Origin of the sequence: Sphingomonas floccifaciens, assembly GCF_042681125.1 — a bacterium.
GTDB classification, from domain to species: Bacteria; Pseudomonadota; Alphaproteobacteria; order Sphingomonadales; family Sphingomonadaceae; genus Sphingomonas; species Sphingomonas floccifaciens.
This window is the reverse complement of record NZ_JBHUFC010000003.1, coordinates 18,540-44,228: the sequence shown is the minus strand read 5'-3', so window position 1 is coordinate 44,228 and position 25,689 is coordinate 18,540. Positions and strand designations below refer to the sequence as shown.

Annotated in this window: 23 protein-coding genes; 13 read left to right on the top strand and 10 right to left on the bottom strand. The window is 66.9% G+C overall.

Annotation, left to right across the window (positions count from 1 at the left end):
- The first annotated feature begins 730 nt into the window (after positions 1-730).
- Positions 731-2,056 (top strand): PQQ-dependent sugar dehydrogenase, encoded by a 1,326-nt coding sequence (locus ACFSC3_RS07145; protein WP_380939729.1) that lies wholly within the window; start codon positions 731-733, stop codon positions 2,054-2,056.
- Between the two features lie 54 nt (positions 2,057-2,110).
- Positions 2,111-3,688, top strand: coding sequence for a GMC family oxidoreductase (locus tag ACFSC3_RS07140; RefSeq protein WP_380940876.1), 1,578 nt, complete (start codon positions 2,111-2,113; stop codon positions 3,686-3,688).
- 216 nt (positions 3,689-3,904) lie between these two features.
- Here ACFSC3_RS07140 and ACFSC3_RS07135 read toward each other — a convergent pair whose 3' ends face one another.
- From ACFSC3_RS07135 to ACFSC3_RS07120, 4 genes are all read right to left on the bottom strand, one after another.
- Complete coding sequence (locus ACFSC3_RS07135; RefSeq protein ID WP_380940875.1) at positions 3,905-5,326, bottom strand: ammonium transporter; 1,422 nt, start codon at positions 5,324-5,326, stop codon at positions 3,905-3,907.
- 11 nt (positions 5,327-5,337) lie between these two features.
- Entirely contained in the window at positions 5,338-5,676 is a 339-nt protein-coding gene (locus tag ACFSC3_RS07130) for a P-II family nitrogen regulator (protein WP_380939728.1), read from the bottom strand.
- Between the two features lie 145 nt (positions 5,677-5,821).
- A complete protein-coding gene (locus ACFSC3_RS07125; RefSeq protein WP_380939727.1) occupies positions 5,822-6,022 on the bottom strand; it encodes a putative signal transducing protein in 201 nt (66 codons plus the stop codon).
- Positions 6,022-6,579, bottom strand: a complete 558-nt coding sequence (locus tag ACFSC3_RS07120) for a pyridoxamine 5'-phosphate oxidase family protein (protein WP_380939726.1) — start codon at positions 6,577-6,579, stop codon at positions 6,022-6,024. The genes ACFSC3_RS07125 and ACFSC3_RS07120 overlap by 1 nt, the downstream gene beginning before the upstream one ends.
- 34 nt (positions 6,580-6,613) lie before the next feature.
- Here ACFSC3_RS07120 and ACFSC3_RS07115 point away from each other — a divergent pair, with 34 nt between their 5' ends.
- Both ACFSC3_RS07115 and ACFSC3_RS07110 read left to right on the top strand, forming a co-directional pair.
- Positions 6,614-6,859: a type II toxin-antitoxin system CcdA family antitoxin gene (locus tag ACFSC3_RS07115; protein WP_380939725.1), complete on the top strand. Its 246-nt coding sequence runs from the start codon at positions 6,614-6,616 to the stop codon at positions 6,857-6,859.
- A complete protein-coding gene (locus tag ACFSC3_RS07110; RefSeq protein WP_380939724.1) occupies positions 6,859-7,155 on the top strand; it encodes a CcdB family protein in 297 nt (98 codons plus the stop codon). Before ACFSC3_RS07115 ends, ACFSC3_RS07110 begins: the two co-directional genes overlap by 1 nt.
- Positions 7,156-7,159: 4 nt before the next feature.
- On the opposite strand, the gene tldD is transcribed toward ACFSC3_RS07110, so the two are convergent.
- From tldD to ACFSC3_RS07095, 3 genes are read right to left on the bottom strand one after another with little or no spacing between them, the layout of a single operon-like run.
- Positions 7,160-8,584 carry a metalloprotease TldD gene (gene tldD / locus ACFSC3_RS07105; RefSeq protein ID WP_380939723.1) on the bottom strand — a complete coding sequence of 475 codons (1,425 nt, stop codon included), beginning with the start codon at positions 8,582-8,584 and terminating at the stop codon, positions 7,160-7,162.
- A 31-nt stretch (positions 8,585-8,615) separates the two neighbouring features.
- Positions 8,616-9,212, bottom strand: coding sequence for an SOS response-associated peptidase family protein (locus ACFSC3_RS07100; RefSeq protein WP_380939722.1), 597 nt, complete (start codon positions 9,210-9,212; stop codon positions 8,616-8,618).
- 22 nt (positions 9,213-9,234) lie between these two features.
- Positions 9,235-9,465: a zinc-finger domain-containing protein gene (locus tag ACFSC3_RS07095; protein WP_380939721.1), complete on the bottom strand. Its 231-nt coding sequence runs from the start codon at positions 9,463-9,465 to the stop codon at positions 9,235-9,237.
- Positions 9,466-9,531: 66 nt separating this feature from the next.
- Here ACFSC3_RS07095 and ACFSC3_RS07090 point away from each other — a divergent pair, with 66 nt between their 5' ends.
- Positions 9,532-10,464 (top strand): ABC transporter ATP-binding protein, encoded by a 933-nt coding sequence (locus ACFSC3_RS07090; protein ID WP_380939720.1) that lies wholly within the window; start codon positions 9,532-9,534, stop codon positions 10,462-10,464.
- A 114-nt stretch (positions 10,465-10,578) separates the two neighbouring features.
- On the opposite strand, the gene ACFSC3_RS07085 is transcribed toward ACFSC3_RS07090, so the two are convergent.
- Positions 10,579-11,472 carry a CE1 family esterase gene (locus ACFSC3_RS07085; RefSeq protein WP_380939719.1) on the bottom strand — a complete coding sequence of 298 codons (894 nt, stop codon included), beginning with the start codon at positions 11,470-11,472 and terminating at the stop codon, positions 10,579-10,581.
- Between the two features lie 101 nt (positions 11,473-11,573).
- Here ACFSC3_RS07085 and nadB point away from each other — a divergent pair, with 101 nt between their 5' ends.
- Together nadB and ACFSC3_RS07075 are read left to right on the top strand one after the other, a co-directional pair.
- Positions 11,574-13,163, top strand: coding sequence for an L-aspartate oxidase (nadB, locus tag ACFSC3_RS07080; RefSeq protein WP_380939718.1), 1,590 nt, complete (start codon positions 11,574-11,576; stop codon positions 13,161-13,163).
- Between the two features lie 23 nt (positions 13,164-13,186).
- The gene (locus tag ACFSC3_RS07075) at positions 13,187-14,407 is read left to right on the top strand and encodes a serine hydrolase (RefSeq protein ID WP_380939717.1); all 1,221 of its coding nucleotides are present in this window, start codon (positions 13,187-13,189) and stop codon (positions 14,405-14,407) included.
- A 92-nt stretch (positions 14,408-14,499) separates the two neighbouring features.
- Here the strand turns inward: ACFSC3_RS07075 and ACFSC3_RS07070 are convergent, their stop codons facing one another.
- Positions 14,500-15,195 carry a hypothetical protein gene (locus tag ACFSC3_RS07070; protein ID WP_380939716.1) on the bottom strand — a complete coding sequence of 232 codons (696 nt, stop codon included), beginning with the start codon at positions 15,193-15,195 and terminating at the stop codon, positions 14,500-14,502.
- A 306-nt stretch (positions 15,196-15,501) separates the two neighbouring features.
- Positions 15,502-17,766: an NADP-dependent malic enzyme gene (locus tag ACFSC3_RS07065; protein ID WP_380939715.1), complete on the bottom strand. Its 2,265-nt coding sequence runs from the start codon at positions 17,764-17,766 to the stop codon at positions 15,502-15,504.
- Between the two features lie 169 nt (positions 17,767-17,935).
- Between ACFSC3_RS07065 and ACFSC3_RS07060 the strand changes: the two genes are divergently transcribed.
- The 6 genes from ACFSC3_RS07060 to ileS all read left to right on the top strand — a co-directional run bounded on the left by ACFSC3_RS07060 (position 17,936) and on the right by ileS (position 25,689).
- Positions 17,936-18,205: a hypothetical protein gene (locus ACFSC3_RS07060; RefSeq protein ID WP_380939714.1), complete on the top strand. Its 270-nt coding sequence runs from the start codon at positions 17,936-17,938 to the stop codon at positions 18,203-18,205.
- Positions 18,198-18,476 carry a type II toxin-antitoxin system RelE/ParE family toxin gene (locus tag ACFSC3_RS07055; protein ID WP_380939713.1) on the top strand — a complete coding sequence of 93 codons (279 nt, stop codon included), beginning with the start codon at positions 18,198-18,200 and terminating at the stop codon, positions 18,474-18,476. Before ACFSC3_RS07060 ends, ACFSC3_RS07055 begins: the two co-directional genes overlap by 8 nt.
- Before the next feature lie 28 nt (positions 18,477-18,504).
- Complete coding sequence (mutS, locus tag ACFSC3_RS07050; RefSeq protein WP_380940874.1) at positions 18,505-21,072, top strand: DNA mismatch repair protein MutS; 2,568 nt, start codon at positions 18,505-18,507, stop codon at positions 21,070-21,072.
- Positions 21,069-21,527, top strand: coding sequence for a dihydrofolate reductase (locus ACFSC3_RS07045; protein WP_380939712.1), 459 nt, complete (start codon positions 21,069-21,071; stop codon positions 21,525-21,527). The genes mutS and ACFSC3_RS07045 overlap by 4 nt, the downstream gene beginning before the upstream one ends.
- 206 nt (positions 21,528-21,733) lie before the next feature.
- On the top strand, positions 21,734-22,663 hold the full coding sequence (locus ACFSC3_RS07040) for a bifunctional riboflavin kinase/FAD synthetase (protein ID WP_380939711.1): 930 nt from the start codon (positions 21,734-21,736) through the stop codon (positions 22,661-22,663).
- A 170-nt stretch (positions 22,664-22,833) separates the two neighbouring features.
- Positions 22,834-25,689 carry an isoleucine--tRNA ligase gene (ileS, locus tag ACFSC3_RS07035; protein ID WP_380939710.1) on the top strand — a complete coding sequence of 952 codons (2,856 nt, stop codon included), beginning with the start codon at positions 22,834-22,836 and terminating at the stop codon, positions 25,687-25,689.

Sequence of the window (25,689 nt, the reverse complement as noted above, 5' to 3'; positions counted from 1 at the left end):
GAGTGGAGCGATGCTAATGCATCGTGACCGACGAGCGACGCCGCCCTGGGCCAAAATCGGCCCGCCGCAAGGCGGTTGCCCTGTCGCGCCCGCCGGTCAGCGTCGCGAGCCTCGCAGGTAGCGCCGCTACCTGCTGCGACGCGCTCCTCGCCGGACGAACACGACAGGGCAATCACGATGCCTTCACGCAGCCTAAACACGCTCCAAGGACGTCGCTCTTAACTCCCCTCCCTGGATAAGGGAGGGGTCGGGGGTGGGTCTGTATGGGGCGGGGCAAGCTCTTCGGCTGGCCGACTCACCCCATCCCCTCCCTTGTCCAGAGAAGAGAGGGCGTTGGCGAAGCCGACTATCTTTGGCTCTTCCGTTCCTGCTCCGGTTGCAATGTTGGAATCGATTTGCTCCGATCCCGATCGGCCACGCGGCCGTCGCTCCTTGACCTCGTAAGCTAACTCGTCCTCCGGCACTCTTCACCAACCGTTCGTGCTGAGCGCAGTCGAAGCACGTAGCGGAGGGCTGCCCTTCGACTTCGCTCAGGGCGAACGGGGGGTGAGTGCAGCCGTCTGGATGACTCGGTCACCGGCGCGGCGCGCACCACATCGCCCAAAAGTGGCAAAGGTGACAAAAGTGACGAAGGCTGACCGATTGACCGCGGTATCGCAACTTTTGCCGGTGCGCCGCCGCCTCGGCAGGACGATTGCACCGGACCGCTGCGCGCCCTAACTCTGCCGATATGCGCAAACACATCCTCATCGTGGTCGCCATCTTCCTCGCGCTCGGGGCCGGCGCCTTTTACTATCTCAGCCGCCCCGACGTCGCGCGGCTGCCGGTCGAGGCGGTGATGGGCGTGCGGCCCAACATCACAGATCCGCGCAAACAATGGTTCCCGACGATCGGCATCGCCGAAGTCGTCGGCTGGAACGGCGGCAAGCCGACGCCGGGCGCGGGGCTGCAGGTCGCGGCGTTCGCGTCCGGGCTCGACCATCCGCGCTGGATGTACCGGCTGCCCAACGGCGACGTGCTGGTCGCCGAAAGCAATTCGCCGCCGCGTGAAGGCGGCGGGATCACCGGCTGGGTGATGAAGCTGCTGATGGGCCGCGCCGGGGCCGACACGCCCTCGGCCAATCGCATCACCCTGTTGCGCGACGCGAACGGCGACGGCGTGGCGGAAACGAAGAGCGCGTTCATGACCGGGCTCAATTCGCCGTTCGGTATGGCGCTGGTCGGCGACTGGCTCTACGTCGCCAACACTGATGCGCTGGTGCGGGTGCGCTACACTCCCGGCGCGACGAAGATCAGTGCCAAGCCGGAAGTCATCACCACCTATCCCGGCGGCGGCAACCACTGGACCCGCGGGCTGGTCGCGGCGCCCGATGGCAAGACGCTGTACGTGTCGGTCGGTTCGGCGTCGAACATCGGCGAGAACGGGATGGACGTGGAGAAGAACCGCGCGGGCATCCTCCAGGTGTTCCCGGATGCGAAGTACAAGCGCCTCTATGCCGCGGGTCTGCGCAACCCGGTCGGCATGGCGATCGAACCGCGCTCGCAGCGGCTGTGGACGGTCGTCAACGAACGCGACATGCTCGGCTCCGACGTGCCGCCCGACTATATGGCGGCGGTCGATCTCGGCGATAACTTCGGCTGGCCTTGGTATTATTGGGGCGGCTATCCCGACACCCGCGTCGAGCCGCGCAATCCGGCGCTTCAGGAATATTCGAAGCGTCCCGACTATGCGCTGGGGCCGCACACCGCCTCGCTCGGGCTGGCGTTCGCGAGCGACGCGAAGCTGGGCGCGCAGTTCGGCAACGGAGCCTTTATCGGCCAGCACGGATCGTGGAATCGCGAGCCCAAGGCGGGGTACAAGGTGCTCTACGTCCCCTTCGGCGCCAACGCCTTTCCCGATCCGCGGGCAAAGCCGGTCGACGTGCTGACCGGCTTCCTCGACGGCGAAGGGCGCGCGAAGGGTCGGCCGGTGGGGGTCATTACCGATGCGACCGGCGCGCTGCTGGTGGCGGACGACGTCGGCAACGTCATCTGGCGCGTCTCCGCTGGGCGGTGAGCGGCGACTGACTCCTTCCCCCGCTCCGATGTATCGATCGGGCAAGCCGGCATGATCGAATCGGCGGACATCGTCGTCATCGGGGGCGGGTCAGGCGGCGCCGCCGTTGCCGGTCGCCTGGCTGAGGACCCCGGACGTACCGTCGCGGTGATCGAGCCGGGCGGCGACAACAGCGGCTGGCGCACGCGCATGCCGGGTGCGATGCCGTTCCAGACGCCGGCCACGAACTGGAGCTACCAGACGTTACCCCAGCCGGGTCTGAACGGCCGCTGCGGGTATCAGCCGCGCGGGCGGGGGCTCGGCGGGTCGAGCGCGATCAACGCGATGCTCTATGTCCGGGGCCACCCTCACGACTATGACGATTGGGCGGCGCTCGGGTGCGACGGCTGGTCCTATGCCGATGTGCTGCCGTGGTTCCGGCGGGCCGAATCGAACACCCGCGGTGCGGATGCGTGGCACGGCGCTGACGGGCCTCTGTGGGTCAGCGACCAGCGCCATGTCGTGGCCGCGTCCCGCGCCTTCCTAGACGCGGCGGCAAGCCTGCAAATCCCGCTCAACCCGGACTTCAACGGCGCGACACAGAATGGCGTCGGCCTCTATCAGGTCACGCAACGGCAGGGGGAACGCTGGACGAGTGCGCGCGCCTATTTGACGCCGCGGCCTAATCTGGCGGTGCTGACCGGTACGACGGCGGAGCGCATCCTGTTCGAGGACGGCCGCGCGTGCGGTGTCGCCTGTATACGCGACGGGCGGCGTCAGGTGATCCGTGCGCCGGGCGGGGTCGTGCTGGCGGGCGGCGCATTCGCGACGCCGCAACTGTTGATGCTATCAGGTATCGGGCCGGCTGCGCATCTGCGCGATCATGGCATCGCGGTCGGCATCGACCGGCCTGCGGTCGGGGCCGACCTACAGGACCATATTGACTATGTCGCGACCTTCGACTGCGATGCGCCGGGGCTGCTCGGCCGCTCGCTGAAGGGATCGCTGGCCGGGCTGAGCGGCATGGCACGCTGGTTCCGCAACCGGACAGGCCCGATGACCACGCCCTTCGCCGAAGCCGGCGGTTTCGTCGCGACCTTGCCCGGCCTGTGCGTGCCGGACGTTCAATTCCACTTCGTCGTATCGATGGTTGAGGACCATGGTCGCGTGAAGCTCAAAGGCCATGGCTACAGCTGCCACGTCTGCGTGCTGCGACCAGAGAGCCGCGGGACCGTGCGACTGGCGGGTGGCGATGTGCGGACGCCGCCCGTGATCGATCCCGCCTTTCTGAGCGAACCCGCCGACCTGGCGACGCTCGCCCGCGGCGTGCGGTCGATGTACCGGATTCTCGACGCACCGGCGATGCGGGCGCTCGGCGGGCGCGACCGCAATCCGGTCGACCTCGACGACATGACAGCGCTGGAACAGCTGATCCGTGCGCGGGCGGACACGGTGTATCACCCGGTCGGCACGGCTCGGATGGGATCGGACGAGGCCGCTGTCTGTACGCCGCGCCTGTCCGTCCGCGGAGTCGAGCGGCTGTGGATCGCCGACGCCTCGATCATGCCGCGCCTCATCGGCGGCAACACCAATGCGCCGACGATCATGATCGGCGAACGCTGCGCCGCCTTCATCGCCGCGGACCTTCGCTGACCTCCGCCGCGTTGTCGTCTTCCCCAAGGAGACGATGCGATGATCGACGATCCCGAACAGACCGACACGCCGAAGCCCGAACAGGACGAAAGCGAGATGGAAGCCGTGCAGGAAGAGGCCGCGCACGAGCGAGAGGAAGATCGCGGCTATCAATGACCGAAAAAAAGGGCCGGTAGCTTGCGCCACCGGCCCAGTCGTCCGCAGGAGGAACCTGGTTTAATAGTTGTAGGCGCGCTCGCCGTGTTCGTTGATGTCGAGGCCTTCCTTCTCGACGTCAGCCGACGGACGCAGGCCGATGGTGTACTTGAGCGCGAGGAACAGGACGGTCGACACGACGCCGGTCCAGACCACGGTGGTGCCCACGGCCCACAGCTGGGTGACGACCTGACCCGCCATGTCGTAGGCGCCTGCCTTGGCGACCGGAGCGGTGTAGTCGATCCAGCCCTGGCCACCCAGCGCCGGGTCGGCGACGATGCCGGTGCCGATCGCGCCGATGATGCCGCCCACGCAGTGGATGCCGAATACGTCGAGCGAGTCGTCATAGCCCAGCGCGCTCTTCACCTTGGTGACGAACAGGAAGCAGACGATCGAGGCGACGGCGCCCAGCAGGATCGCGGTGCCCGGATGGGCGAAGCCCGCGGCCGGAGTGATCGCGACGAGGCCGGCGACGACACCAGAGGCCGCGCCCAGCAGCGACGGCTTCTTATGGACGATCTGTTCGATGACGGCCCAGGCGACGCCGGCGGCGGCGGTGGCGGTCAGCGTGTTGATGAAGGCCAGCGCGCCGAACGCATTGGCTTCCAGACCCGAACCGGCGTTGAAGCCGAACCAGCCCACCCACAGCAGCGAGGCGCCGATCATCGTCATCACCAGGCTGTGCGGCGGCATCGGCTCGCTCTTGAAACCGATACGCGGGCCGATCACGATGCAGCCGATCAGGCCGGCGATGCCCGCGTTGATGTGCACCACGGTGCCGCCGGCAAAGTCCAGTGCACCCCAGCCCCACAGCAGGCCGCTATCGTTCGGCGCCGCATGAAGGAAGTCTGGGCCAGCCCAATACCAGACCATGTGCGCGATCGGGAAATAGGCGAGCGTCAGCCATGCGACCGTGAAGATCACCAGCGGGGTGAACTTCACGCGCTCGGCAAAGGCGCCGACGATCAACGCCGGCGTGATGCAGGCGAAGGTCATCTGGAAGATGACGAACACATATTCGGGCAGATAGACGCCGTTGGAGAAGGTCGCGGCGAAGGTCGCCGGGCTGACGCCCGCCAGGAACGCCTTGTCGAGCCCGCCGAACAGCTTCGGGAAGGGTGTGCCGGTCGAGGTGAAGGCCATCGAATAGCCCCAGCCGAACCAGACGAGTGCGGCGACGCAGACGATGGTCAGCACCTGCATCAGCACCGACAGCATGTTCTTGGTGCGGACGAGACCGCCGTAGAATAGCGCGAGCGCCGGCACCGACATCATCAGCACCAGTGCCGACGAAATGAGCATCCAGGCGACGTCGCCCTTGTTGACCATTTCCGCGGTCGGCACGAACGGCGCAGGCGGGGTGGCCGCCGCCTCCTGGGCCCAGGCGGGCAGTGCCGCAAACATCGCGAGGCCGGTCCCCGCGCCCTTGATCCAATGCTTCATCATGTCCCCCCTCACAGCGCGGTCTGGTCGGTTTCGCCGGTGCGGATGCGCACCGCGGATCCGACGTCGAGCACGAAGATCTTGCCGTCGCCGATCGCGCCGGTGTTGGCCGCGGCCTGGATCGCCTCGACCGCATTGGCTGCGACGTCGGAGGCGCAGACGACCTCGATCTTGATCTTGGGCACCATGTTGGTGCTGTATTCCGCACCGCGGTAGATTTCGGTCTGGCCCTTCTGTCGGCCGAACCCCTTCACCTCGGTCACGGTCATCCCCGCCACGCCGATTTCGGTCAGCGCCTCGCGCACCTCGTCGAGCTTGAACGGTTTGATGATGGCGATGATCAGCTTCATGCGCGCCCCCTTCGCAGTTTCGACGGGAAGCTTCGCAAGCGCTATGCCAAAGTGGATATGTTAGCAAAATCAACGATATCGCCTCGCGCGACGATCGTTACGCCTCGTTAATTTTTGTGCAGGTGCGAAAAGGGCTGCTTAAAAATCAGGCAGGATCGACGAAGCGGCGGGCTGCTTCGAGATCGTCAGAATCGACCATGACCCGCACCGGGATCAGCAGCCAGCTGCCGTCAGCGATGCTCGATCCGCCGTCGAATGCCAGCGCCGGAATGCCTTCGCTCTCCAGCCGCCCGACGATGATGTTCGCCAGGTTGCGGTCGACGCGAACGAGTTCGACGAGCGCCATCAGCCGGCCGGCGGGATGAAGGCCTGGACGCGCACCGGCAGTCCGTCGATACTGCGGTCGCGCGTGCGAATCTTCGCCATCCGCTCGACCGGGTCCTGTTGCGCATGGAATTTCACTAGCGTCTGGCGTTCGGTTTCCAGCGTCATTTTAGGGACGCCCCAGCCGCAACTCGTCTGCACGCTTTCGACGCGAATGACGAACACCTGTCGCACACCCGCCAGCTTCGGGAAGCGCTCCGCGAGGTCGGCGAAGCCCTCGTCCTGCGGCAGCACCGCGACACCGCGACCGTAGATGCGCAGGATCAGCGCGGGATTGTCGAAGGCGCAGAACATGACCGTGATCCGCCCATCGGCGATCAGATGCGCCTGGGTCTCGTTCCCCGATCCGCCCAGGTCCAGATAGGCGACCGTCCCCGCATCGATTACCCGGAACGCGTCATAGCCCTTGGGGCTCAGGTTCACCCGCGTCCCCTCCGCCGCGGTCGCGACGAAGAAGACGGGCTGGCGCGTGATGAAATCGACATGGATGTCGGTCAGGGCGGGGAAGAACTCGGCCATTGATCGGCACTCCGCTTGCGCATAATCTGTGCGCATGAAGCATGAAAGCATCCGGTCGGGCAAGCGCAAGGCGGTCAATCTGTCGATCGACTCCGGCATCGTATCAGCTGCGCGCGAGGCCGAGATCAATCTGTCCCAAGTTTGCGAAGCCGCGATACGCACCGCGACCGAGGCTGAGCAGGCTCGGCGATGGAAGGAAGAGAATCGGGCGGCCTTCGCCTATTGGAACAAATGGGTCGAGGACAACGGCCTGCCGCTCGTAAAATATCGTCTTTTCTGATGGCGCAATTTGATGTTTTCCGATTGTCGGACGGCAGCCTTGTCGTCGATTGCCAGTCCGACCATCTCGATTCCTATGACACACGTTTCGTCGTGCCGCTGATCGAATATCATCCCGGAATGGTGATGATGACGCGGCTGCATCCGCGGTTTACCATCGGTGGCGAGGACGTCGTCATGGTTACGCAGTTCGCTACGGCGGTTCAGGCGCGCGAGCTTCGCTCCCTGGTCGGTTCGCTAGCAGCCGATCGCTTACGCATCATCGATGCCATCGACGTGCTGACCGGCACCGCCTGACCGCTCACCCCGTCCCGCCGACCGTCAGTCCATCCACCAGCAGGGTTGGCTGACCGACGCCGGCCGGCACGCTCTGCCCGCCCTTGCCACACATGCCGACGCCTTCGTCGAGCGCCATGTCATTGCCGATGCCGCGCACGCGGGTCAGCACCGACGGGCCATCGCCGATCAGCGTCGCGCCCTTGATCGGGGCGCCCAGGCGGCCGTTCTCGATGCGATAGGCCTCGGTACAGCTGAACACGAACTTGCCGGACACGATGTCGACCTGACCGCCGCCGAAGGACTTGGCGAAGATTCCGGTCTTCACGCGGCTCAGCAGTTCGGCCGGATCGTCCTCACCGCCGCGCATGAACGTGTTGGTCATCCGCGGCATCGGCGCATGCGCGAAGCTCTCGCGCCGGCCGTTGCCGGTCGGGGCGACGCCCATCAGCCGCGCGTTGAGACGATCGTGGATATAGCCCTTGAGGATACCGTCCTCGATCAGGATATTCTCCTGCGTCGGCGTGCCTTCGTCATCGATGCTGAGCGAGCCGCGGCGGTCGTTGATAGATCCGTCGTCGACAACGGTGACGCCCGGCGCGGCCACCCGCTCGCCGATCCGGCCGGAAAAAGCCGAGGTGCCCTTGCGATTGAAATCGCCCTCCAGCCCGTGGCCGATCGCCTCGTGCAGCAGCACGCCCGGCCAGCCGGGGCCGAGCAGTACGGTGAACTCGCCGGCCGGCGCGGCGACCGCGTCGAGGTTGACCAGCGCCTGCGCCAGCGCCTCGTCGACCGCGCGGTTCCAGGTCGCGGGTTCGAGCAGCCGGTCATAGGTCGTCCGCCCGCCGGTGCCGAAGCTGCCCGTCTCACGCCGGCCGTTCGCCTCGACCACGATCGTCACGTTCAGGCGCACCAGCGGGCGCACGTCAGTTGCAACGAAGCCGTCGGCACGGACGATCTCGACCACGCTCCACGACCCGAGCAGCGACACCGACACCTGCACCACCCGCGGATCGCGGGCGCGGGCGGCGGCGTCGACCGTCTGGCACAGGTTCACCTTGTCGGCGAAGGGCACCAGATCGAGCGGGTCGGCATCGGTATAGAGGTGGCGGTTGGTCCTGGCCGGTGGCGCGGGGCGAGGGCCGACCGCGGGATCGATCAACGCCATCGTCTGCGCCGCCCGCCGGATCGCGTCCGCCGACAGCTCGTTGGCATGGGCGAAGGCGGTCGTTTCCCCCGATACCGCGCGCAGGCCGAAGCCAGCGTGGGTATCGTAGCTGGCGGTCTTTAACCGGCCGTCGTCGAAGCCGAAGGCCTCGGACTTGCGATATTGCAGGTAAAGCTCGCCATCGTCGGCGCGGGCCAGTGCATCGGCCGTCAGGGCTTGCGCGGCGTCGGGGTCAAGACCGGAGCGATACAGGAACTGGCGGGGGTCGGTGGGCGCGTTCATGTCAGGGAATATAGGGAGCCCCCGGCGAGAGTCACCGTATCTGTTCGACGGAGAGGCTTCCGCGCGCCAGCGGACGGCAAAGCTCGGCGCTGGGTATTAAGCGATCGAGCCACTGTGCCCAGTCCTCTCGACCCAACACCACCACCTGCCGATCATGATAGGGGGCTATGTCGGGGCCGGGCGGGCAGGTCAGCATCGACCAGGCTTCGCCGACCTCGGCATGAGTTTGCCAGATACCTGCGATGCAGAACCACGAATGGTCGTTCAACGTGAACGCCCATTTGGACTTCGGCCGGCGGCCTTTCACCGTCGAATCTTTTGGCGGATCGGTGAATTCGAAAAAGCCGTCGACCGGGATCAGGCAGCGTCCGCTGTCGATCTGTCGTCCGTCGGATCGGAAGTTGTATACCGGCCGACCGCCCTGCGCCAGCCAGCTCCAGCGGCGCATGACCAGTTCGGGCGTGCCGTCCCTGTCGGCGCGGATGATCGGTGCGCGGTCGGTGATGCGGATCGAGGGCTGTTCGCCGACGTTCGGTAGGCCTTCGGGGAAAACGAGCGGAATGCGGGTTTCACTCCAGTCGCGGGCGATCTCGCCGATCTGGGTGCGGCGATAGGCTTCGTTACACATCGCGAAGCCCCCGCCGCCGCCGTCAGTTGCTCGCGCCTTCCGAAATGTCCGGCAGCGTCGCCTGGTCGACACCGTCGGCCGGGCCGCCGATCAGCACGAAGCGGCGGTCGCAATAGCCGCAGTCGACATAGCCATGCTCGTCGATCTGCAACCACACCCGAGGGTGGCCGAGCGCGGCCGGCAGGCCGTCGTGCGCGCCATCGCAGGCGACGCGGGCGGAGGTGACGCGGGTGATTTCGGGCGGGGCGATCATGCAACCGCCGATAGCAATCGCGCGGGCGCCCTTCAATCGGCCATGTGAAGGCGTTAGGGGGACGGCATGACCGAAGCCGCCATCTCGATCCGCGACCTGTGCAAGACCTACGCCGCCGCCGGGGCGGCCGCGCCGAAGCGGGCGCTGGACGGGGTGTCGTTCGATGTGCCCCGGGGGCAGATCTTCGGGCTGCTGGGGCCGAACGGCGCGGGGAAGTCGACGCTCATCAACATCCTGGCGGGCCTGGTGAACAAGACCAGCGGGGCGGCCAGCATCTGGGGCTTCGACATCGACGCCCACCCGCGCAATGCCAAGGCGTCGATCGGGATCGTCAATCAGGAAATCCTGTTCGACCCCTTCTTCACCCCGGTCGAGACGCTGGAGATCCAGGCCGGGCTGTACGGCGTGCCCAAGGCGAAGCGTCGGTCGATGGAATTGCTGCGCGCGGTGCATCTGGAGGACAAGGCCAAGGCTTATGCGCGCACGCTGTCCGGCGGCATGAAGCGGCGGCTGATGGTCGCCAAGGCGCTGGTCCACAATCCGCCGGTGCTGGTGCTCGACGAGCCGACCGCAGGCGTCGACATCGAGTTGCGGCAGCAGCTGTGGGCCTATGTCCGCACGCTCAACGCCGCGGGGACGACGGTGGTGCTGACGACCCACTATCTGGAGGAGGCCGAGGAGCTGTGCGATCGCATCGCGATCATCAACCACGGCCGCCTCGTCGCCAACGAACCGACCCGCACTCTGCTCGGGCGCGCGCAGGAGAAGGTGGTCGAAGTGACCGTCGACCGCGACATCGCCACAGTCCCGGCGGCGCGTTGCTTCGAAAAGGTCGAGACGGCCGGACGGCTGCTGACGATCACCTATCGCAAGGATGTGGCGAACGCGGGCGAAGTGCTCGCGGCGGTGCAGGCCGATGGCTACGGCATCGTCGATGTGTCGACCAAGGAGCCGGACCTGGAGGATGTGTTCCTGAGTTTGACGCGCTCGGCGGGTTAAACCCGCCCCGTTCGTGCTGAGCGCGTCGAAGCACCGTACTGCGATACGCCCGCTGATGGTTTGCGGCACGAAGAACGGTGCTTCGACACGCTCAGCACGAACGGAAGTTGGCGGTTACCGCCGGTGACGCGCGAAGAACGCCCACATCGCGTCGTTGTCCGCGACCCAGCTGTGCCCGCCGCCGACCGTGATCCGGCCCGATACGTCGGCTTCGCTCCGGCAGCCCGAGTAGAGTTCCTCATACACGCCCGTCGTCACCCAGCGCGTGACCGGTGCCGCGGTACAGCCGTTGAGCTGTGCCCAGCGGGCCTCCGCAGCGTGCATCGTATATTGCCAATAGCCCGCGCCGCCGCCCTGGATGGGGTTGGTGCGGTCGGCGTCACCGGCAAAGGCGATGACGGGCATCGCTGCCTTTGGGCGGCACGTCTTCGGATCGGGGCGGGTCGGATCGTCCTTGCGCGGATTGCCGGCGCGCAGGCCGACGACCGGCGCGATCGCGGCAAAGCGCGGCGCGGCCACACAGCCCAGCCATGACGTCATGCGGCCGCCTCCCGACAGGCCGGTAGCATAAACGCGGGAGCGGTCCGCACAGCCCTGCGCTACGAACCAGTCGATCGCGGCGGTCAGATAGGCGACGTCGTCCGGATCGCCGGGGCCGGGAATGCGTCCTGCGACGGTCGGCACGCCGGGAATGTTCCAGACGAACCCCTGGTCATGCGCGATCCATGCATCGGGCGCGGCGACGACGAAGCCGTGGCGATCCGCCGCCTCCGCCAGCTTCGAATCCCGCAACATCGTCGCGCCTGTGCCGCCGCTGCCGTGGAGCAGCATGACGAGCGGTGCCGGCCGTGACGGATCGAAGCCGGTCGGCAGATGCACGGTCATCGCCCGCCCGGTATCGCCGATCGCGACGCGCTGGGTCGTGCCGGCGGGACCGATCGAACAGGTCGCGGCATGGGCGGCGGGGGCAAGGGCGAAGAGGACAGCGCTGATCAGGATACGCATCATGGCTTCATCCTGCACCGGCGGACGATCGCGACGCAACCGATGTGTCCGCCATGCACAAACCGCTGTCCTGCGGCGACGCACCTGTGCCACAGGATATCGCCATGACCGATCCTCGAACCGCCGACGTCCTCATCATCGGCTCCGGCGCCGCCGGGCTGACCGCGGCGCTGAACCTGGCCGACCGGTTCCGCGTGACGGTGCTGGCAAAAGGGGGCTTCGACGAAGGTTCGACTGCCTGGGCACAGGGCGGGATCGCCGCCGTGCTGGAGCCAGGCGACACGTTCGACAACCATGTCGAGGACACGATGGTCGCGGGCGCCGGCCTGAACGATCGCGACATTGTCGAATTCGTGGTGGAGGAGGCTCCGGCGGCTATCGCGCGGTTGCAGGCGCTGGGCGTGCCCTTCGCAACGGAGGGCGATGCGCTGCACCTGACGCGGGAGGGCGGGCATTCGCATCGTCGCATCGTTCATGTCGCCGACGCGACCGGCTGGGCGGTGCAGGAGGCGCTGCTCAAGGCGGCGCAGGCGCATCCCAACATCGCGATGGTGCCCGACATGGTCGCGATCGACCTGGCAACCAGCCGACACGAGGATCGCTATTCGGGCGCGGGCAACGTTTGGGGCGTCTATGCCTTCAACCGGCGGACGGGCAGCGTCGAGACCTACACGGCGCGCGCCACGATCCTGGCGACCGGCGGAGCGGGACGGACCTACCAATTCTCGACCGCGCCGCGCGGCGCGACCGGCGACGGCATCGCGATGGCGTGGCGGGCGGGGGCACGCATCTCGAACATGGAATTCATGCAATTCCACCCGACGTGCCTCTATAATCTGGAGGTCAAGAACTTCCTGATCACCGAGGCCGTGCGCGGCGAGGGCGGCCGGCTGATCAATCCGACCACCGGCAAGCGGTTCATGGCCGATTACGACCCCGAGCGCATGGAACTGGCGCCGCGCGACGTGGTGGCACGCGCGATCGATGCCGAGATCAAGCGCGACGGCCTGGATTACGTCCACCTCGACATCAGCCATCAGCCGCCCGAATTCGTGAAGGCGCATTTCCCGAACATCTACGACAAGCTGATCGGCCTGGGCATCGACATGACCAAGCAACCGATCCCGGTCGTGCCGGCACAGCATTATACCTGCGGCGGGATCGTCATCGACCGCGCCGGGCGCACCGACCTGCCGCACCTATGGGCCGCGGGCGAATGTACCCAGTCCGGGCTGCACGGCGCCAATCGCCTGGCGTCCAACTCGCTGCTCGAATGCTTCGTGTTCGGCGAGGCGGCGGCGAAGAGCATCGCGGACGGCTGGGACGATCTGCACGCCCCGCCGTCGGTCCGCGCATGGGACGAGAGCCGCGTGACCGATTCGGACGAAGAGGTCGTCATCAAGCAGAACTGGACCGAGATCCGCCGCTTCATGTGGAACTACGTTGGCATCGTGCGGACGACGAAACGGCTGGAGCGCGCACAGCACCGGATCGCGATGCTGATGGGCGAAGTCGCCGACTATTACGGCCACTTCCGCGTGACGCCCGATCTGATCGAACTGCGCAATCTGCTTCAGGCTGCCGATCTGATCGTCCGATCGGCACTGCAACGCCACGAATCACGCGGTTTGCACTATACGCTCGACTATCCGGAAACCGCTGAGATTGCGGAGGATACGATACTCGTTCCGTAGCGGTTCACCTATTTGTCGCTACGATGAGTCGGTTCGTCGCACGAGGGGGCGGATATGCTTGTTCCGCGGCGTCGATCGGGCATCTGGATAGGAATTGGGGCGAGGGCATAGCGAAGATCGTGACTTTCCTGGGCAGTTTCACCCGTATCGAACGTGCGATCACGCTGATCGGCCTGGCGCCGGTCGCGCTGATCGGGGCCGGCATTCATGGGGAGCCGGTTCCGGCCGACCTTCCGCCGCCGTCATACCAGAGCTTCCTGCCGGTCCCCGACGCGCGGCCGCGGACGCCGGCACCGGTCGGGCTGACCCGCGCGATCGAGACGTTGCGCAACAACTTCGACGGCCTCGCCGGCATCGCGGTGCGCAGCGTCGAGGATGGCTGGGCGATCGACAGCGTCGACGCCGACCGCCGCATGCCGCAACAGAGCGTGTCGAAGCTGTGGGTGGCGATGACCGTGCTCGATCAGATCGATGCGGGCCGGCTGACGCTCGATACGCCGGTGACGATCCGTCGCGAGGATCTGACGCTGTTCCATCAGCCGGTCGCGACACTGGTCGCAAAGGACGGTGCCTATGTCACCAACGTCCGCGACCTGTTGAAGCGCGCGATGACGCAGAGCGACAATACCGCGAACGACAGCCTGCTGCGCACGGTCGGCGGGCCGGCGGCGGTGCGGTCTTTCATCACCCGCAAGGGGCTGGGCAACATCCGCTTCGGTCCGGGCGAGCGATTGCTCCAGGCCGGGACCGCGGGGCTGACGTGGCGGCAGGACATGGCGATGGGCCGCGCGTTCGAAGCGGCGCGCGCCCGCCTTCCCGCCAGCGTCCGCCAGGCGGCCTACCAGAATTACGTCGCCAATCCGATCGACGGCGCCGCCCCGGCGGCGATCGCCAATGCGCTCGCCCGGCTCAAGAAGGGCCTTCTGCTCAGCCCGCAGTCGACTGATTATTTGATCCGCACGATGGAAAGCTCGAAGACCGGCAAATATCGCATGCGCGGCGCGGTGCCGCCGGGCTGGACCTTCGGGCACAAGACGGGCACCGGCCAGGATCTGCTCGGGCGGACCGCCGGATATAACGACGTCGGCCTGCTGGTTGCGCCGGACGGCCGGACCTATGCCGTGGCGGTGATGATCGGCGACACGCGCCGTCAGATCCAGGATCGCCAGCTGCTGATGCAGGGTGTGGTCAGCGCGATCGTCGCCAACCACCGCGCGCCCGGGGACGGCTTCGCCGACCGGTAACGCGCGGGCGCTGGCTCATCCATCGCGAGTGAACGCCCGAGCGACCCTGACGGCTCGCTCGGGCGCCTGGTTCAGTTGATTCGAATCTGAGATTAAAACCGCCAGCCGAGGCCCAGTTGGGCGATCGGATAGACCTTCACTTTGCTGATATCGTCTTGCAGGCTGACGCGCTCGCGCTCCAGGCTCGCCTTGAAGTTGGCGTCGTTCTGCAGCGTGCCGGAGGCGCGGAATTCGCGAAGGCGTGCTGCGCCCTGGAACAGCACGCCGCCCTCGGCGGTGAAGAAGAAGCCCTTGCGCTTGCTACCGCCCCAACCGAGCGTCAGGGCGGGGGCGAGCTTCTTCACGTCGGCGCCACCGGTCAACGTGCCGACCTGCGCCGCGGTGTAGGTGGTGTCGCCGACCTCGACCGTGCCGGTCGGCGTGGCACGGACATCGACGCGATTCTGGTTGATGCGCGCACCGGCCGACAGGCGGAAAGCGCCGCCGAAGGGATAAAGGTCGACCATCGCGCCGAACGACTTCAGCTTCAGATCGCCGCCGTAGGTGATGTCGTCCGAATCGAAGTCGGCACTGGCACTCAGGAACGCCGCATCGGCACGGACCCCGACGCGATCGGAAAAGCGCAATCCGATTTGCGGCCCGGCGCCCAGCGTGCCGGCGGTCGCTGCAACCGAAACCACCGGTCCCGTGTCCTCTGAGTCGGCCTGCGCCGAAGCCGGCGCGGAAAAGGCCATCAGCAGCAGCGCCACGGCAGCGCCACCGCTCAATTCTTTCAACGTCATCGTCATTCCCCCCATTTGTAGATTCGACACCGGACATCGCCGGTGCAGGGGGGCTTATGTGCATCAACAAACCAGCTTGCATCACCCAAAGGTGGTATGTCGGCGAGTAACTGAATTTAATTGGGGGAAAGAGTTCGACACGGGCGGATCGACGCTATCTCGATCCGCAAAGCGAGCGGACTGCACGACAGGATCGCTTGTTTCGTAGGTTTCCGTGCGAATGGAGGCGCGACGCCGCACGCCGGATGTAGATATCGATCCGGGCAAGAGGCTTAACCCGATCACGACGCTGCCGCGATCGGGTGAGATACTCTACCGCGCGATTCCGCCCGCAGCCAATACCGCCAGCGTGACGAGTTCACTCGCGGTCGACGTCATCGGTGCGATCTGGACCGGCTTTTCCATGCCGAGCAACATCGGGCCGATCACCGTCTCGCCACCCAGCTCTCGCAGCAGCTTTGCCGAGATATGCGCGGACTGGAGGCCGGGCATGATCAGGACGTTGGCCGGCCCCGACAGGCGCGCGAACGGATAGTTCGCCAGCTGCTTGGGGTTGAGCGCGACGTCTGGCGGCATCTCGCCTTCATATTCGAAGCTGACGTCGCGTCCGTCGAGCACGGCGACCGCATCGCGGACATTCTCCAGGAAAGCGCCCTTGGGGTTGCCGAAGGTCGAATAGCTGAGGAACGCGACGCGCGGTTCGTGGCCCATGCGCCGCGCGACCGCCGCCGTCTGTTCGGCGAAGTCGGCGAGCTGTTCGGCGGTCGGGCGTTCGTTGACCGTGGTGTCGGCGATGAAGACGGTATGGCTCTGCCCGACCAGGACATGGACGCCGAACGGCGTGCGACCGGGTTCGGGATCGATCACGCGCTTCACCTCGCGCATCGACACCGCCCAGGTGCGGGTGATGCCGGTGATCATCGCATCCGCTTCGCCCATCTGGAGCAGGGCGGCACCGAAGATGTTGCGATCCTGGTTGATCATGCGCTCGACATCGCGGCGCAGGTAACCGCGGCGTTGCAGGCGGGCGTAGAGGAACTCGACCATCTTCGGGACGATGGGCGAGCGGCGGCTGTTGTGGACCTCGTAGACGCTCGGGTCCTCGACGCCCAGCGCACGCAGGCGATCGTGAACGTCGTCGCGCCCGACCAGCACCGGCGTGCCGTAACCGCCCTCACGGAACGCGATCGCCGCGCGCAGCACGACTTCCTCTTCGCCTTCGGCAAACAGCACCCGCTTGGGGTTCGCGCGGGCGCCCTCATAGGCGAGCGTCAGGACCGAGGTCGTCGGGTTCAGACGCGCGCGCAGCGAGTGGCGATAGGCCTCCATGTCCGCGATCGGCTTGGTCGCCAGCCCGGCGTCCATCGCCGCCTTGGCCACCGCCATCGACACGACTTCCATCAGGCGCGGATCGAAGGGGGCAGGGATAATATATTCGGGGCCGAAGACGTGGCGGACGCCGTACGCCGCGGCGACTTCCTCCGGCACCCGCTCGCGCGCCAGTTCGGCGATGGCCTGCGCCGCGGCGATCTTCATCGAATCGTCGATGCCGGTCGCCCGCACGTCCAGCGCGCCGCGGAAGATGAAGGGGAAGCCGAGCACATTGTTGACTTGGTTCGGATAGTCCGACCGGCCGGTCGCGATGATGCAGTCGGGCCGTGCCGCCTTGGCGAGTTCGGGGCGGATTTCCGGTTCCGGATTGGCCATTGCGAAGATGATCGGCGACGGAGCCATGTCCTTGACCATCTCGGGCTTCAGCGCGCCGGCTGCCGACAGCCCCAGGAACACGTCGGCGCCGACCAGCGCCTCGGTCAGCGTCGTGCGGTCGGTCGCCTGCGCGTGGGCCGACTGCCACTGGTTGATACCGTCGCGGTCCGGCGTGATGACGCCGGTGCGGTCGCACATCAGGACATGGTCGTTGCGAACACCCATCGCCTTGATCAGTTCGGTGCAGGCGATGGCGGCAGCGCCGGCGCCGTTCACGACGACGCGGATGTCCTCTAGCCGACGATTGGTCAGCAGGCAGGCGTTGATCAGGCCCGCCGCGACGATGATCGCGGTGCCGTGCTGGTCGTCATGGAAGACCGGGATGTTCATCCGCTCGCGCAGGGTCTGCTCGATGATGAAGCATTCCGGCGCCTTGATGTCTTCCAGGTTGATGCCACCGAAGCTCGGCTCCATCAGCTCGACCGCGTCGATGATCCGGTCGACGTCCTCGGTCTTCAGCTCGATGTCGATCGCATCGACGTCGGCGAACCGCTTGAAGAGCACCGCCTTGCCCTCCATCACCGGCTTGGAGGCGAGCGCGCCCAGATTGCCCATGCCCAGGATCGCGGTGCCGTTGGAGATGACGGCGACGAGGTTGCCCTTGGCGGTATAGTCGTACGCGGTCGCGGGATCGTCGGCGATCGCCTGCACGGGAACGGCGACGCCGGGCGAATAGGCCAGACTCAGGTCGCGCTGGGTGGTCAGCGGCTTGGACGCGACGATCTCGATCTTGCCGGGGCGGCCTTCGGAGTGGAAGCGCAGAGCCTCACGCTCGGAATATTGGACGCTGGTTTCGGCTTCGTCGGACATGCGGGCTCTCTCCTGAATCCGGCCCGTCTTTAAGGGCGGGAGACGGATAAGGGAACCGGGCTTGCCGCAGGGGAACGCGGAAGGTTCGCAGGTTCCGGCGGCAAACTGGGCGGAAATCCACACAGTAGCGCGACTGGTCAAGCGAGCGCGGTCGCCCTATACATTCGTCATGGACCGCGAACCCGGCGACTTTTCCCGCGACGTGCCGCCCACTTCCGATGAAGGAGAGGACGCGGTCGATCGCTTGCTGGCCGAATTGCCGCCGGCGCCGGGTATCAAGCATATCGACGAAGACACCGAAGACGTCGATGCGCGAGCCTTGGCGGATGTCGCGGCCGGCCGGTATTACGATCACTCGGTGGTCAGCAAATGGTTGATGACGTGGGGTGAAACGGGTCAAAAACCGTTCAGGGAATGGCTCGCCGAACAGAATGTATAAGGTCGTCTGGCCGGATGCCGCTGTGGACGATCTCGATGCCATCGGCGACTATATACGAACATTTGACCCGTCCGCCGCGCGGTCGATCCGGCTCCGCTTGATACAGCTTGGGGAAAGTCTCGCCCATTTCCCAAACCGGGGGCGTCCATCCATTCGAGGCGCGCGCGAATTGGCGTCCGTCCCGCCCTATGTGTTGCGATATCGCGTCTATGGCGAGTTTGTCGTGATCCTTTCCATCCGCCACGGCCGCCGCCGCCCATTTGCAGACTGATCCCCGCATGACCGCCGCCCCTACCCCGATGATGGCGCAGTACCTCGCGCTGAAGGCCGAGGCCGATGATTGCCTGCTGTTCTATCGCATGGGCGATTTCTTCGAGCTGTTCTTCGACGATGCGAAGATCGCGAGCGGCGTGCTCGACATCGCGCTGACCGCGCGGGGCGAGCATTCGGGAGAGCCGATCCCGATGTGCGGCGTGCCGGTCCATGCCGCGACCGCGTACCTTCAGCGCCTCATCAAGGCCGGGCACCGCGTCGCCATCGCCGAGCAGACCGAGACGCCCGAACAGGCGAAGAAGGCGCGTGGGTCGAAGGCGCTGGTCGGACGGGCGATTGTGCGCGTCGTCACCGCAGGCACGCTGACGGAAGAAGCCCTGCTCGATTCACGGACCGCCAACTGGTGCGCGGCGGTGGGAGAGGCTGGCGGCGGCTTCGCGATCGCGGCGGCCGACATTTCGACCGGCGACTTCGTGGTGATCGAAAGCGACCGGGCGAACCTGTCGGCCGACCTCGCGCGGCTGGGTGCGGCCGAAGTCATCGCCGCCGAAGGGTCGGACGCGCCGGTGACCGGGCATCGCCCGAAGCCCGACTTCGACAGCGCGCGGGGCGAGGAGCGATTGAAGGCGCTGCACGGCGTCGCGACGCTCGACGGGTTCGGCACGATCGGGCGCGCCGGGCTGGCGGCGGCGGGCGGGCTGGTCGCGTATCTCGATCACACGGCCAAAGGTGCGCTGCCTTTCCTGCGCCCGCCACGCGTCGTCCAGTCGACCGCGACGATGGCGATCGATGCGGCGACGCGCGAGAGCCTGGAGATTTGTCAGGCGCAGGGTGGCGCGCGGGCGGGCTCGCTGCTCGATGCGGTTGACCGCACGGTGACGGGCGCCGGGGCGCGGCTGCTGGGGCAGGACCTCGCCGCGCCGCTGATGGACCGGGCCAGCGTCGAGGCGCGGCTGGCGACGGTCGCCTTCTTCCACGACGATGCCGGCGCGCGCGACCGGGTGCGGGGGGCCTTGCGCGCGATGCCCGATATCGGGCGGGCGCTGGGACGGCTGGCGGCGGGGCGGGGCTCCCCGCGCGATCTCGGGCAGTTGCGCGACGGGCTCGACGGCGCATGGCGGCTGGGCGAGAGTCTCGACCGGATCACCGATGCGCCGGAGCTGCTGAAGGCGCTTGCCCCGTCGCTACGCGGGCACGGTGCCCTCATCGACCTGCTGCAACGCGCGCTGGTGCCGAGCCCGCCGGTCGACGCCGCGCAGGGCGGCTATATCGCCGCGGCCTATGACGCCGCGCTTGACGACCTGCGCGATGCGGGCGCGGGCGGACGGCGGGCGATCGCGGCGCTGGAGGCGCAATATCGCGAATCGACCGGGATCGCCGCGCTGAAGATTCGCCACAATGGCGTGCTCGGCTATCATATCGAAGTGCCGGCGAAGTTCGGCGACGCGCTGATGGCGCAAGGGAGCGGCTTTACCCATCGCCAGACGCTGGCGGGCGTGGTGCGATTCAACGCGCCGGAGCTACACGAGGTCGCGATCAAGGTCAGCCAGGCCGGCGCCCATGCGCTGGCCGCCGAGGCGGCGCATCTGGAGGAACTGATCGCCACCACGCTATCCGACCGCGAAGCGATCGCGCGGACCGCCGATGCGCTTGCCCGGATCGACGTCGCCGCCGGGCTCGCCGAGCGGGCGGCGGAGGGCGGATGGGTGCGGCCGTCGCTGGTCGACCATGCCTGTTTCGAGGTCGAGGGCGGGCGGCACCCGGTGGTCGAAAGCGCGGTGGCGAAATCGGGCGGGCGCTTCGTCGCCAACGATTGCCGCCTGTCGCCGGATTCGCGGCTGTGGCTGGTGACGGGGCCGAACATGGGCGGCAAGTCGACCTTCCTGCGCCAGAATGCGCTGATCGCGGTGCTGGCACAGGCGGGCAGCTTCGTGCCGGCGACGCGGGCGACGTTGGGCCTTGTCGACCGGCTGTTCAGCCGTGTCGGCGCGTCGGACAATCTTGCGCGCGGGCGCTCGACCTTCATGGTCGAAATGGTCGAGACCGCCGCGATCCTCGCACAGGCGACGCCGCGCAGCTTCGTCATTCTCGACGAGGTCGGGCGCGGAACCAGCACCTATGACGGGCTCGCCATCGCCTGGGCGGTGGTCGAGGCGATCCATGAGGACAATCGCTGCCGCTGCCTGTTCGCGACGCACTATCACGAGCTGACGCGCCTCGCCGAGCGGTGCGATGCGCTGACGCTCCACCATGTGCGCGCGCGGGAATGGAAGGGCGATCTGGTGCTGCTGCACGAGGTGGCCGAGGGGCCGGCCGACCGCAGCTATGGCCTGGCCGTCGCGCGGCTGGCGGGGCTGCCGCCGGTCACGATCAAGCGCGCGAAATCGGTGCTCGACAAGCTGGAGGCGGGGCGGGCGAAGACCGGCGGGATCGCGGCGGGACTCGACGACCTGCCGCTGTTCGCCGCCGCGGTGCAGGCCGAGGACGAGGTGGTCGACGAATTGCGCGCGGAACTGGGCGCGCTCGACGTCGATGCGCTGAGCCCGCGTGAGGCGCTGGACGCACTGTACCGGCTGAAGGGACTTGTCGCATGACCGAAATCGTCTTCTACCTCGCGCGCGCCGAGAACGGCGTGATCGGCCGCGATGGCGATCTGCCGTGGCGCATCCCGGAGGATCTGCGCCGCTTCAAGGCGATGACGATGGCCAAGCCGATGGTGATGGGACGCAAGACGTTCGAGAGCTTCCCCAGCCCCTTGCCCGGGCGGCGGCATATCGTGCTGACGCGGGATGCCGATTGGCGCGCGGACGGAGCGGAAGTCGCCCATTCACTCGAGGCGGCTTTGGCGCTGGCGGGCGACGTGCCGGAAGTGGCGGTGATCGGCGGGGCGGAAGTGTTCGCGCTGTTCCTCCCCCATGCGACGCGGATCGAACTGACCGAGGTCCACGCGTCGCCTGAAGGCGATGCGGTCGTGCCGGCGTTCGTCGGGTGGCAGGAGGTCGCTCGTGAGGATCGCGAGGGGTTCAGCTTCGTGACGCTGCGGCGATAAGGAAGACGTGATTTTCATGCAAAGGCGCGAAGGCGCAAAGATTGTGGTATCTGCGGCTTGGGCGCGCAGCGACGACGACCTTCATGCAATCAGCACGATAAGCTCTCGCTCCCTTGAGATCAGCCGGAATAGAAACGTCTTCGCGCCTTTGCGCCTTTGCGTGAAAACATCTTCCTTCTTTTTCGCCTGAAGTTAAGGCATCCCACATGGTGCGCCTCAGCGGAGATGCGCCGATCCCCGACGCGTACCGCGGCGGGATCGTGGCGCTCGGCAATTTCGACGGCTTTCACCGCGGCCATCAGGCGGTCGCGGGGGCTGCGATCGCGCGGGCGCGGGCCGAGGGGCGGCCGGCGCTGATCGCGACGTTCGATCCGCATCCGGTGCGCTACTTCCGTCCCGACGCGCCGCCGTTCCGCCTAACGACGCTCGACCAGCGCGAGCGATTGTTCGCCGAGGCGGGGGCGGATGCGATGCTGGTGCTGGGTTTCGATTCTGCGCTTGCCGGGCTGGATGCGCGGGCGTTCGTCGAGCAGCGGCTGCTCGGTCATGTCGGCGCGGCCGGCGTGGTGACGGGCGAGGACTTCACCTTCGGTCGCGGCAAGAGCGGCGACGTCGCGGTGTTGCGCGATCTCGGCGCCGAGCTCGGCTTCTCGGTCGATACGGTCGGCCCGGTCGCGGCGGACGGCGCGGCCGTATCGTCGAGCCGTATCCGCGAAGCGCTTCAGGCCGGGCGCCCACGCGAGGCGGCGGCGCTGCTGACCCGGCCGTTCGCCGTCCAGGGCATCGTGCAGGGCGGGGCGAAGCTGGGGCGCACGATCGGCTATCCGACCGCCAACATCGACATGGGCAAGTACCTCCGCCCCGCCTACGGCATCTATGCGGTCCGCGGGCGGCTGCCCGACGGGCGCGTGCTGATGGGGGCGGCGAACCTGGGCATCCGGCCGATGTTCGAGCCGCCGGTCGAATTGCTCGAGGCCTATTTCTTCGATTTCGGCGGGGATCTCTATGGGCAGATGATCGAGGTCGAGTTGATCGAGTATCTGCGTCCCGAGGCAAAATTCCCCGATCTGGCGGCTTTGCAGGCGCAGATGGTCGCCGATTGCGACCGCGCGCGACAGATCCTTTCGGCGCCATAGGCGCTACGCCCTCTCCTCGTTCGCCCTGAGCTTGTCGAAGGGCTGCCCTTCTGACGCGCGACGGTAGAAGAAGGGCAGGGCTTCGACAGGCTCAGCCCGAACGGGAGAAGGTGTCTCCTTCGCAATCCCATTTGTTACGGCCCGAGTGACGCGCTAAGGGCCAACAATCTATGACCGACGCCCCAGAGTCCGCGCGCGATTGGCGCGACACCGTCTTCCTGCCGAAGACCGATTTCCCCATGAAGGCCGGCCTTGCCGCCAAGGAACCGGCGATCCTGGAACGCTGGGCGCGGATCGGGATTTACGAGCGGCTGCGCGAGCAGCGCGCGGGACGCGAGCGGTTCATCCTCCACGACGGCCCGCCCTATGCCAATGGCGACATTCATATGGGCCATGCGATGAACAAGATCCTGAAGGATCTGGTCGTCCGCTCGCAGACGCTGCTGGGCAAGGACGCGCCCTATGTTCCCGGCTGGGACTGCCACGGCCTGCCGATCGAATGGAAGATCGAGGAAGCCTATCGCGCCAAGAAACGGTCGAAGGACGAGGTTCCGGCGCAGGAATTCCGCGCCGAATGCCGCGCCTATGCCGCCAAATGGGTCGACGTGCAGCGCGAGCAGTTCAAGCGGCTGGGCGTGCAGGGCGACTGGGACGACCCCTATCTCACCATGAAGTACGAGGCCGAGGCAACGATCGTCGGCGAGCTGCTGAAGTTCGCGGAAAGCGGCCAGCTGTACCGCGGCGCCAAGCCTGTAATGTGGTCGCCGGTCGAGAAGACTGCGCTGGCCGAGGCCGAGGTCGAATATGAGGACATCACCTCGACTCAGATCGACGTCGGCTTCGAGATCGTCGAGGCGCCCAACGCACCCGAACTGGTCGGTGCCCATGCGGTGATCTGGACGACGACGCCGTGGACGATCCCGGTGAACCAGGCTTTGGCTTATGGGCCGGAGGTTGATTATCTCCTGTGTACGCAGGGCGGTGTCGACCTGCGCTTCCTGGTCGCCGAGCCTCTGCTCAACGCGTTCGAGAATCGTACCGGCATCGTCAGCGACGGATCGCCGGTCAGGATCAGCGGCTCCGACCTCGCCGGCGCGGTCGCTCGTCACCCGATGCACCATCTCGGCGGGTTCTTCGCCAAGCCGCGTCCGCTGCTGCCCGGTGACTTCGTCACGACCGACGCCGGTACCGGCTTGGTCCACATGGCGCCCGACCATGGCGAAGACGACTTCGCGCTGTGCAAGGCACATGGCATCGATCCCGTATTCGCGGTCGACGATGCCGGCTTCTACCGCGCCGACTGGGCGTGGCTCGGCGGGCAGGGGTCCGTCATCAACAAGAAGTTCACCGCGAGCGACGGGCCGATCTGTTCGGACCTGCGCGAGGTCGGTGCGCTGCTGGCGGCATCGGACGACTTCGCACACAGCTATCCCCATAGCTGGCGGTCGAAGGCGAAGATCATCTTCCGCTGCACGCCGCAGTGGTTCATCCCGATGGACCGCGCGGCGGAGCCTTCGCCGGAGCAGATCGCGATGGCCGCGATGGCACAGCCGGTCGAGGTCGGCGCGGGCACCGTGCCGGCGCTGGGCGTGGGTCTCGGCAACGGGCCGACGCTGCGCGAACTCGCGCTCGACGCGATCGAACGGACGCGCTGGGTGCCGGGTCGCAGCCAGAACCGCATCCGCTCGATGGTCGAGGGACGCCCCGACTGGGTCATCAGCCGCCAGCGCGCCTGGGGCGTGCCGATCGCGCTCTACGTCCACCGCCAGACCGGTGAGTATCTGAACGACGCGGGCGTGAACGCGCGCATCGTCGAGGCGTTCAAGGCGGGCGGCGCCGACGCCTGGTTCGGCGCGGACCATCAGGCATTGTTGGGGCCGGACTATGCTCTGGCCGATTACGAGCCGCAGAGCGACATCCTCGACGTGTGGTTCGATTCGGGGAGCACCCATGTGTTCACCGTGGAGGCGCGCTACGGCGAAGGCACGCGCGCGAACCTGTACCTCGAAGGCTCCGACCAGCATCGCGGCTGGTTCCAGTCGTCGCTGCTGGAAAGCTGCGGAACGCGCGGACGGGCGCCCTATGACGCGGTGCTCACCCACGGCTTCGCGCTCGACGGCAACGGGCGCAAGATGTCCAAGTCGCTCGGCAACGTCGTCGACCCGCTGAAGGTGATCGGCGAATCGGGCGCCGACATTCTGCGCCTCTGGGTCGCACAGACCGACTATTTCGAGGATGTGCGCATCGGTAAGGAAGTGCTCGCCGGCACCGGCGACACCTATCGCAAGCTGCGCAACACGTTCCGCTACCTCCTGGGCGCGCTCGACGGGTTCGACGATGGCGAGCGGCTCGACGTCGCCGAGATGCCTGAGCTTGAGCTCTACATCCTCCATCGGCTCGGCCAGCTCGATGCGGAACTGCGCTCGGCGGCGGAAGCGTTCGAATTCAACCGCTATTCCCGCGCGCTGACCGAATTTGCGCAGGACGATCTGTCGGCCTTCTACTTCGATATCCGCAAGGATTCGCTCTATTGCGACGCCCCCGACAGCGTCCGGCGGCGCGCGTGCCGGACCGTTATGGACGTGCTGTTCCACGCGCTGGTCCGCTACGCCGCGCCGATCCTGGCGTTCACGGCGGAAGAGGTGTGGCAGGCGCGCTTCCCGAGCGAAGATGGCTCCGTCCACTTCCTCGAATGGCCGGAATTGCCGACGCTGCCGGGTGACGATGCGGTGTCGACCAACTGGGCCGATGTCCGTCGCCTGCGCGCGCAGGTGACCGAAGCGATCGAGCCCTATCGTCGCGAAAAGACGATCCGGTCGTCGAACGAGGCGGAAGTGACGGTCCCCGACATGCCACTCGATGCCGCGTTGCTGGCGGAGACGTTCATCGTCGCCAGGGTGACGAAGGGCGAGAGCATCGCGGTCACCCGTACCGACTATCAAAAGTGCGGTCGGTGCTGGCGCCACCTGCCCGAGGTTGCGCAGGACGGCGCGTTGTGCGACCGCTGCGCGTCCGTCGTCGGCTGA

Coding starts and splice junctions, on each gene's coding strand:
- ACFSC3_RS07090 (WP_380939720.1), top strand. CDS start 9,532: ATGACCGAAGCCGCCATCTCGATCCGCGACCTGTGCAAGACCTACGCC.
- ACFSC3_RS07120 (WP_380939726.1), bottom strand. CDS start 6,579: ATGGCCGAGTTCTTCCCCGCCCTGACCGACATCCATGTCGATTTCATC.
- ACFSC3_RS07135 (WP_380940875.1), bottom strand. CDS start 5,326: ATGAAGCATTGGATCAAGGGCGCGGGGACCGGCCTCGCGATGTTTGCG.
- tldD (WP_380939723.1), bottom strand. CDS start 8,584: ATGAACGCGCCCACCGACCCCCGCCAGTTCCTGTATCGCTCCGGTCTT.
- ACFSC3_RS07075 (WP_380939717.1), top strand. CDS start 13,187: ATGAGTCGGTTCGTCGCACGAGGGGGCGGATATGCTTGTTCCGCGGCG.
- nadB (WP_380939718.1), top strand. CDS start 11,574: ATGACCGATCCTCGAACCGCCGACGTCCTCATCATCGGCTCCGGCGCC.
- ACFSC3_RS07125 (WP_380939727.1), bottom strand. CDS start 6,022: ATGGCGCTCGTCGAACTCGTTCGCGTCGACCGCAACCTGGCGAACATC.
- ACFSC3_RS07095 (WP_380939721.1), bottom strand. CDS start 9,465: ATGATCGCCCCGCCCGAAATCACCCGCGTCACCTCCGCCCGCGTCGCC.
- ACFSC3_RS07065 (WP_380939715.1), bottom strand. CDS start 17,766: ATGTCCGACGAAGCCGAAACCAGCGTCCAATATTCCGAGCGTGAGGCT.
- ACFSC3_RS07100 (WP_380939722.1), bottom strand. CDS start 9,212: ATGTGTAACGAAGCCTATCGCCGCACCCAGATCGGCGAGATCGCCCGC.
- ACFSC3_RS07130 (WP_380939728.1), bottom strand. CDS start 5,676: ATGAAGCTGATCATCGCCATCATCAAACCGTTCAAGCTCGACGAGGTG.
- ACFSC3_RS07085 (WP_380939719.1), bottom strand. CDS start 11,472: ATGATGCGTATCCTGATCAGCGCTGTCCTCTTCGCCCTTGCCCCCGCC.
- ileS (WP_380939710.1), top strand. CDS start 22,834: ATGACCGACGCCCCAGAGTCCGCGCGCGATTGGCGCGACACCGTCTTC.
- ACFSC3_RS07145 (WP_380939729.1), top strand. CDS start 731: ATGCGCAAACACATCCTCATCGTGGTCGCCATCTTCCTCGCGCTCGGG.
- ACFSC3_RS07110 (WP_380939724.1), top strand. CDS start 6,859: ATGGCGCAATTTGATGTTTTCCGATTGTCGGACGGCAGCCTTGTCGTC.
- mutS (WP_380940874.1), top strand. CDS start 18,505: ATGATGGCGCAGTACCTCGCGCTGAAGGCCGAGGCCGATGATTGCCTG.
- ACFSC3_RS07040 (WP_380939711.1), top strand. CDS start 21,734: ATGGTGCGCCTCAGCGGAGATGCGCCGATCCCCGACGCGTACCGCGGC.
- ACFSC3_RS07055 (WP_380939713.1), top strand. CDS start 18,198: ATGTATAAGGTCGTCTGGCCGGATGCCGCTGTGGACGATCTCGATGCC.
- ACFSC3_RS07070 (WP_380939716.1), bottom strand. CDS start 15,195: ATGACGATGACGTTGAAAGAATTGAGCGGTGGCGCTGCCGTGGCGCTG.
- ACFSC3_RS07060 (WP_380939714.1), top strand. CDS start 17,936: ATGGACCGCGAACCCGGCGACTTTTCCCGCGACGTGCCGCCCACTTCC.
- ACFSC3_RS07045 (WP_380939712.1), top strand. CDS start 21,069: ATGACCGAAATCGTCTTCTACCTCGCGCGCGCCGAGAACGGCGTGATC.
- ACFSC3_RS07115 (WP_380939725.1), top strand. CDS start 6,614: ATGAAGCATGAAAGCATCCGGTCGGGCAAGCGCAAGGCGGTCAATCTG.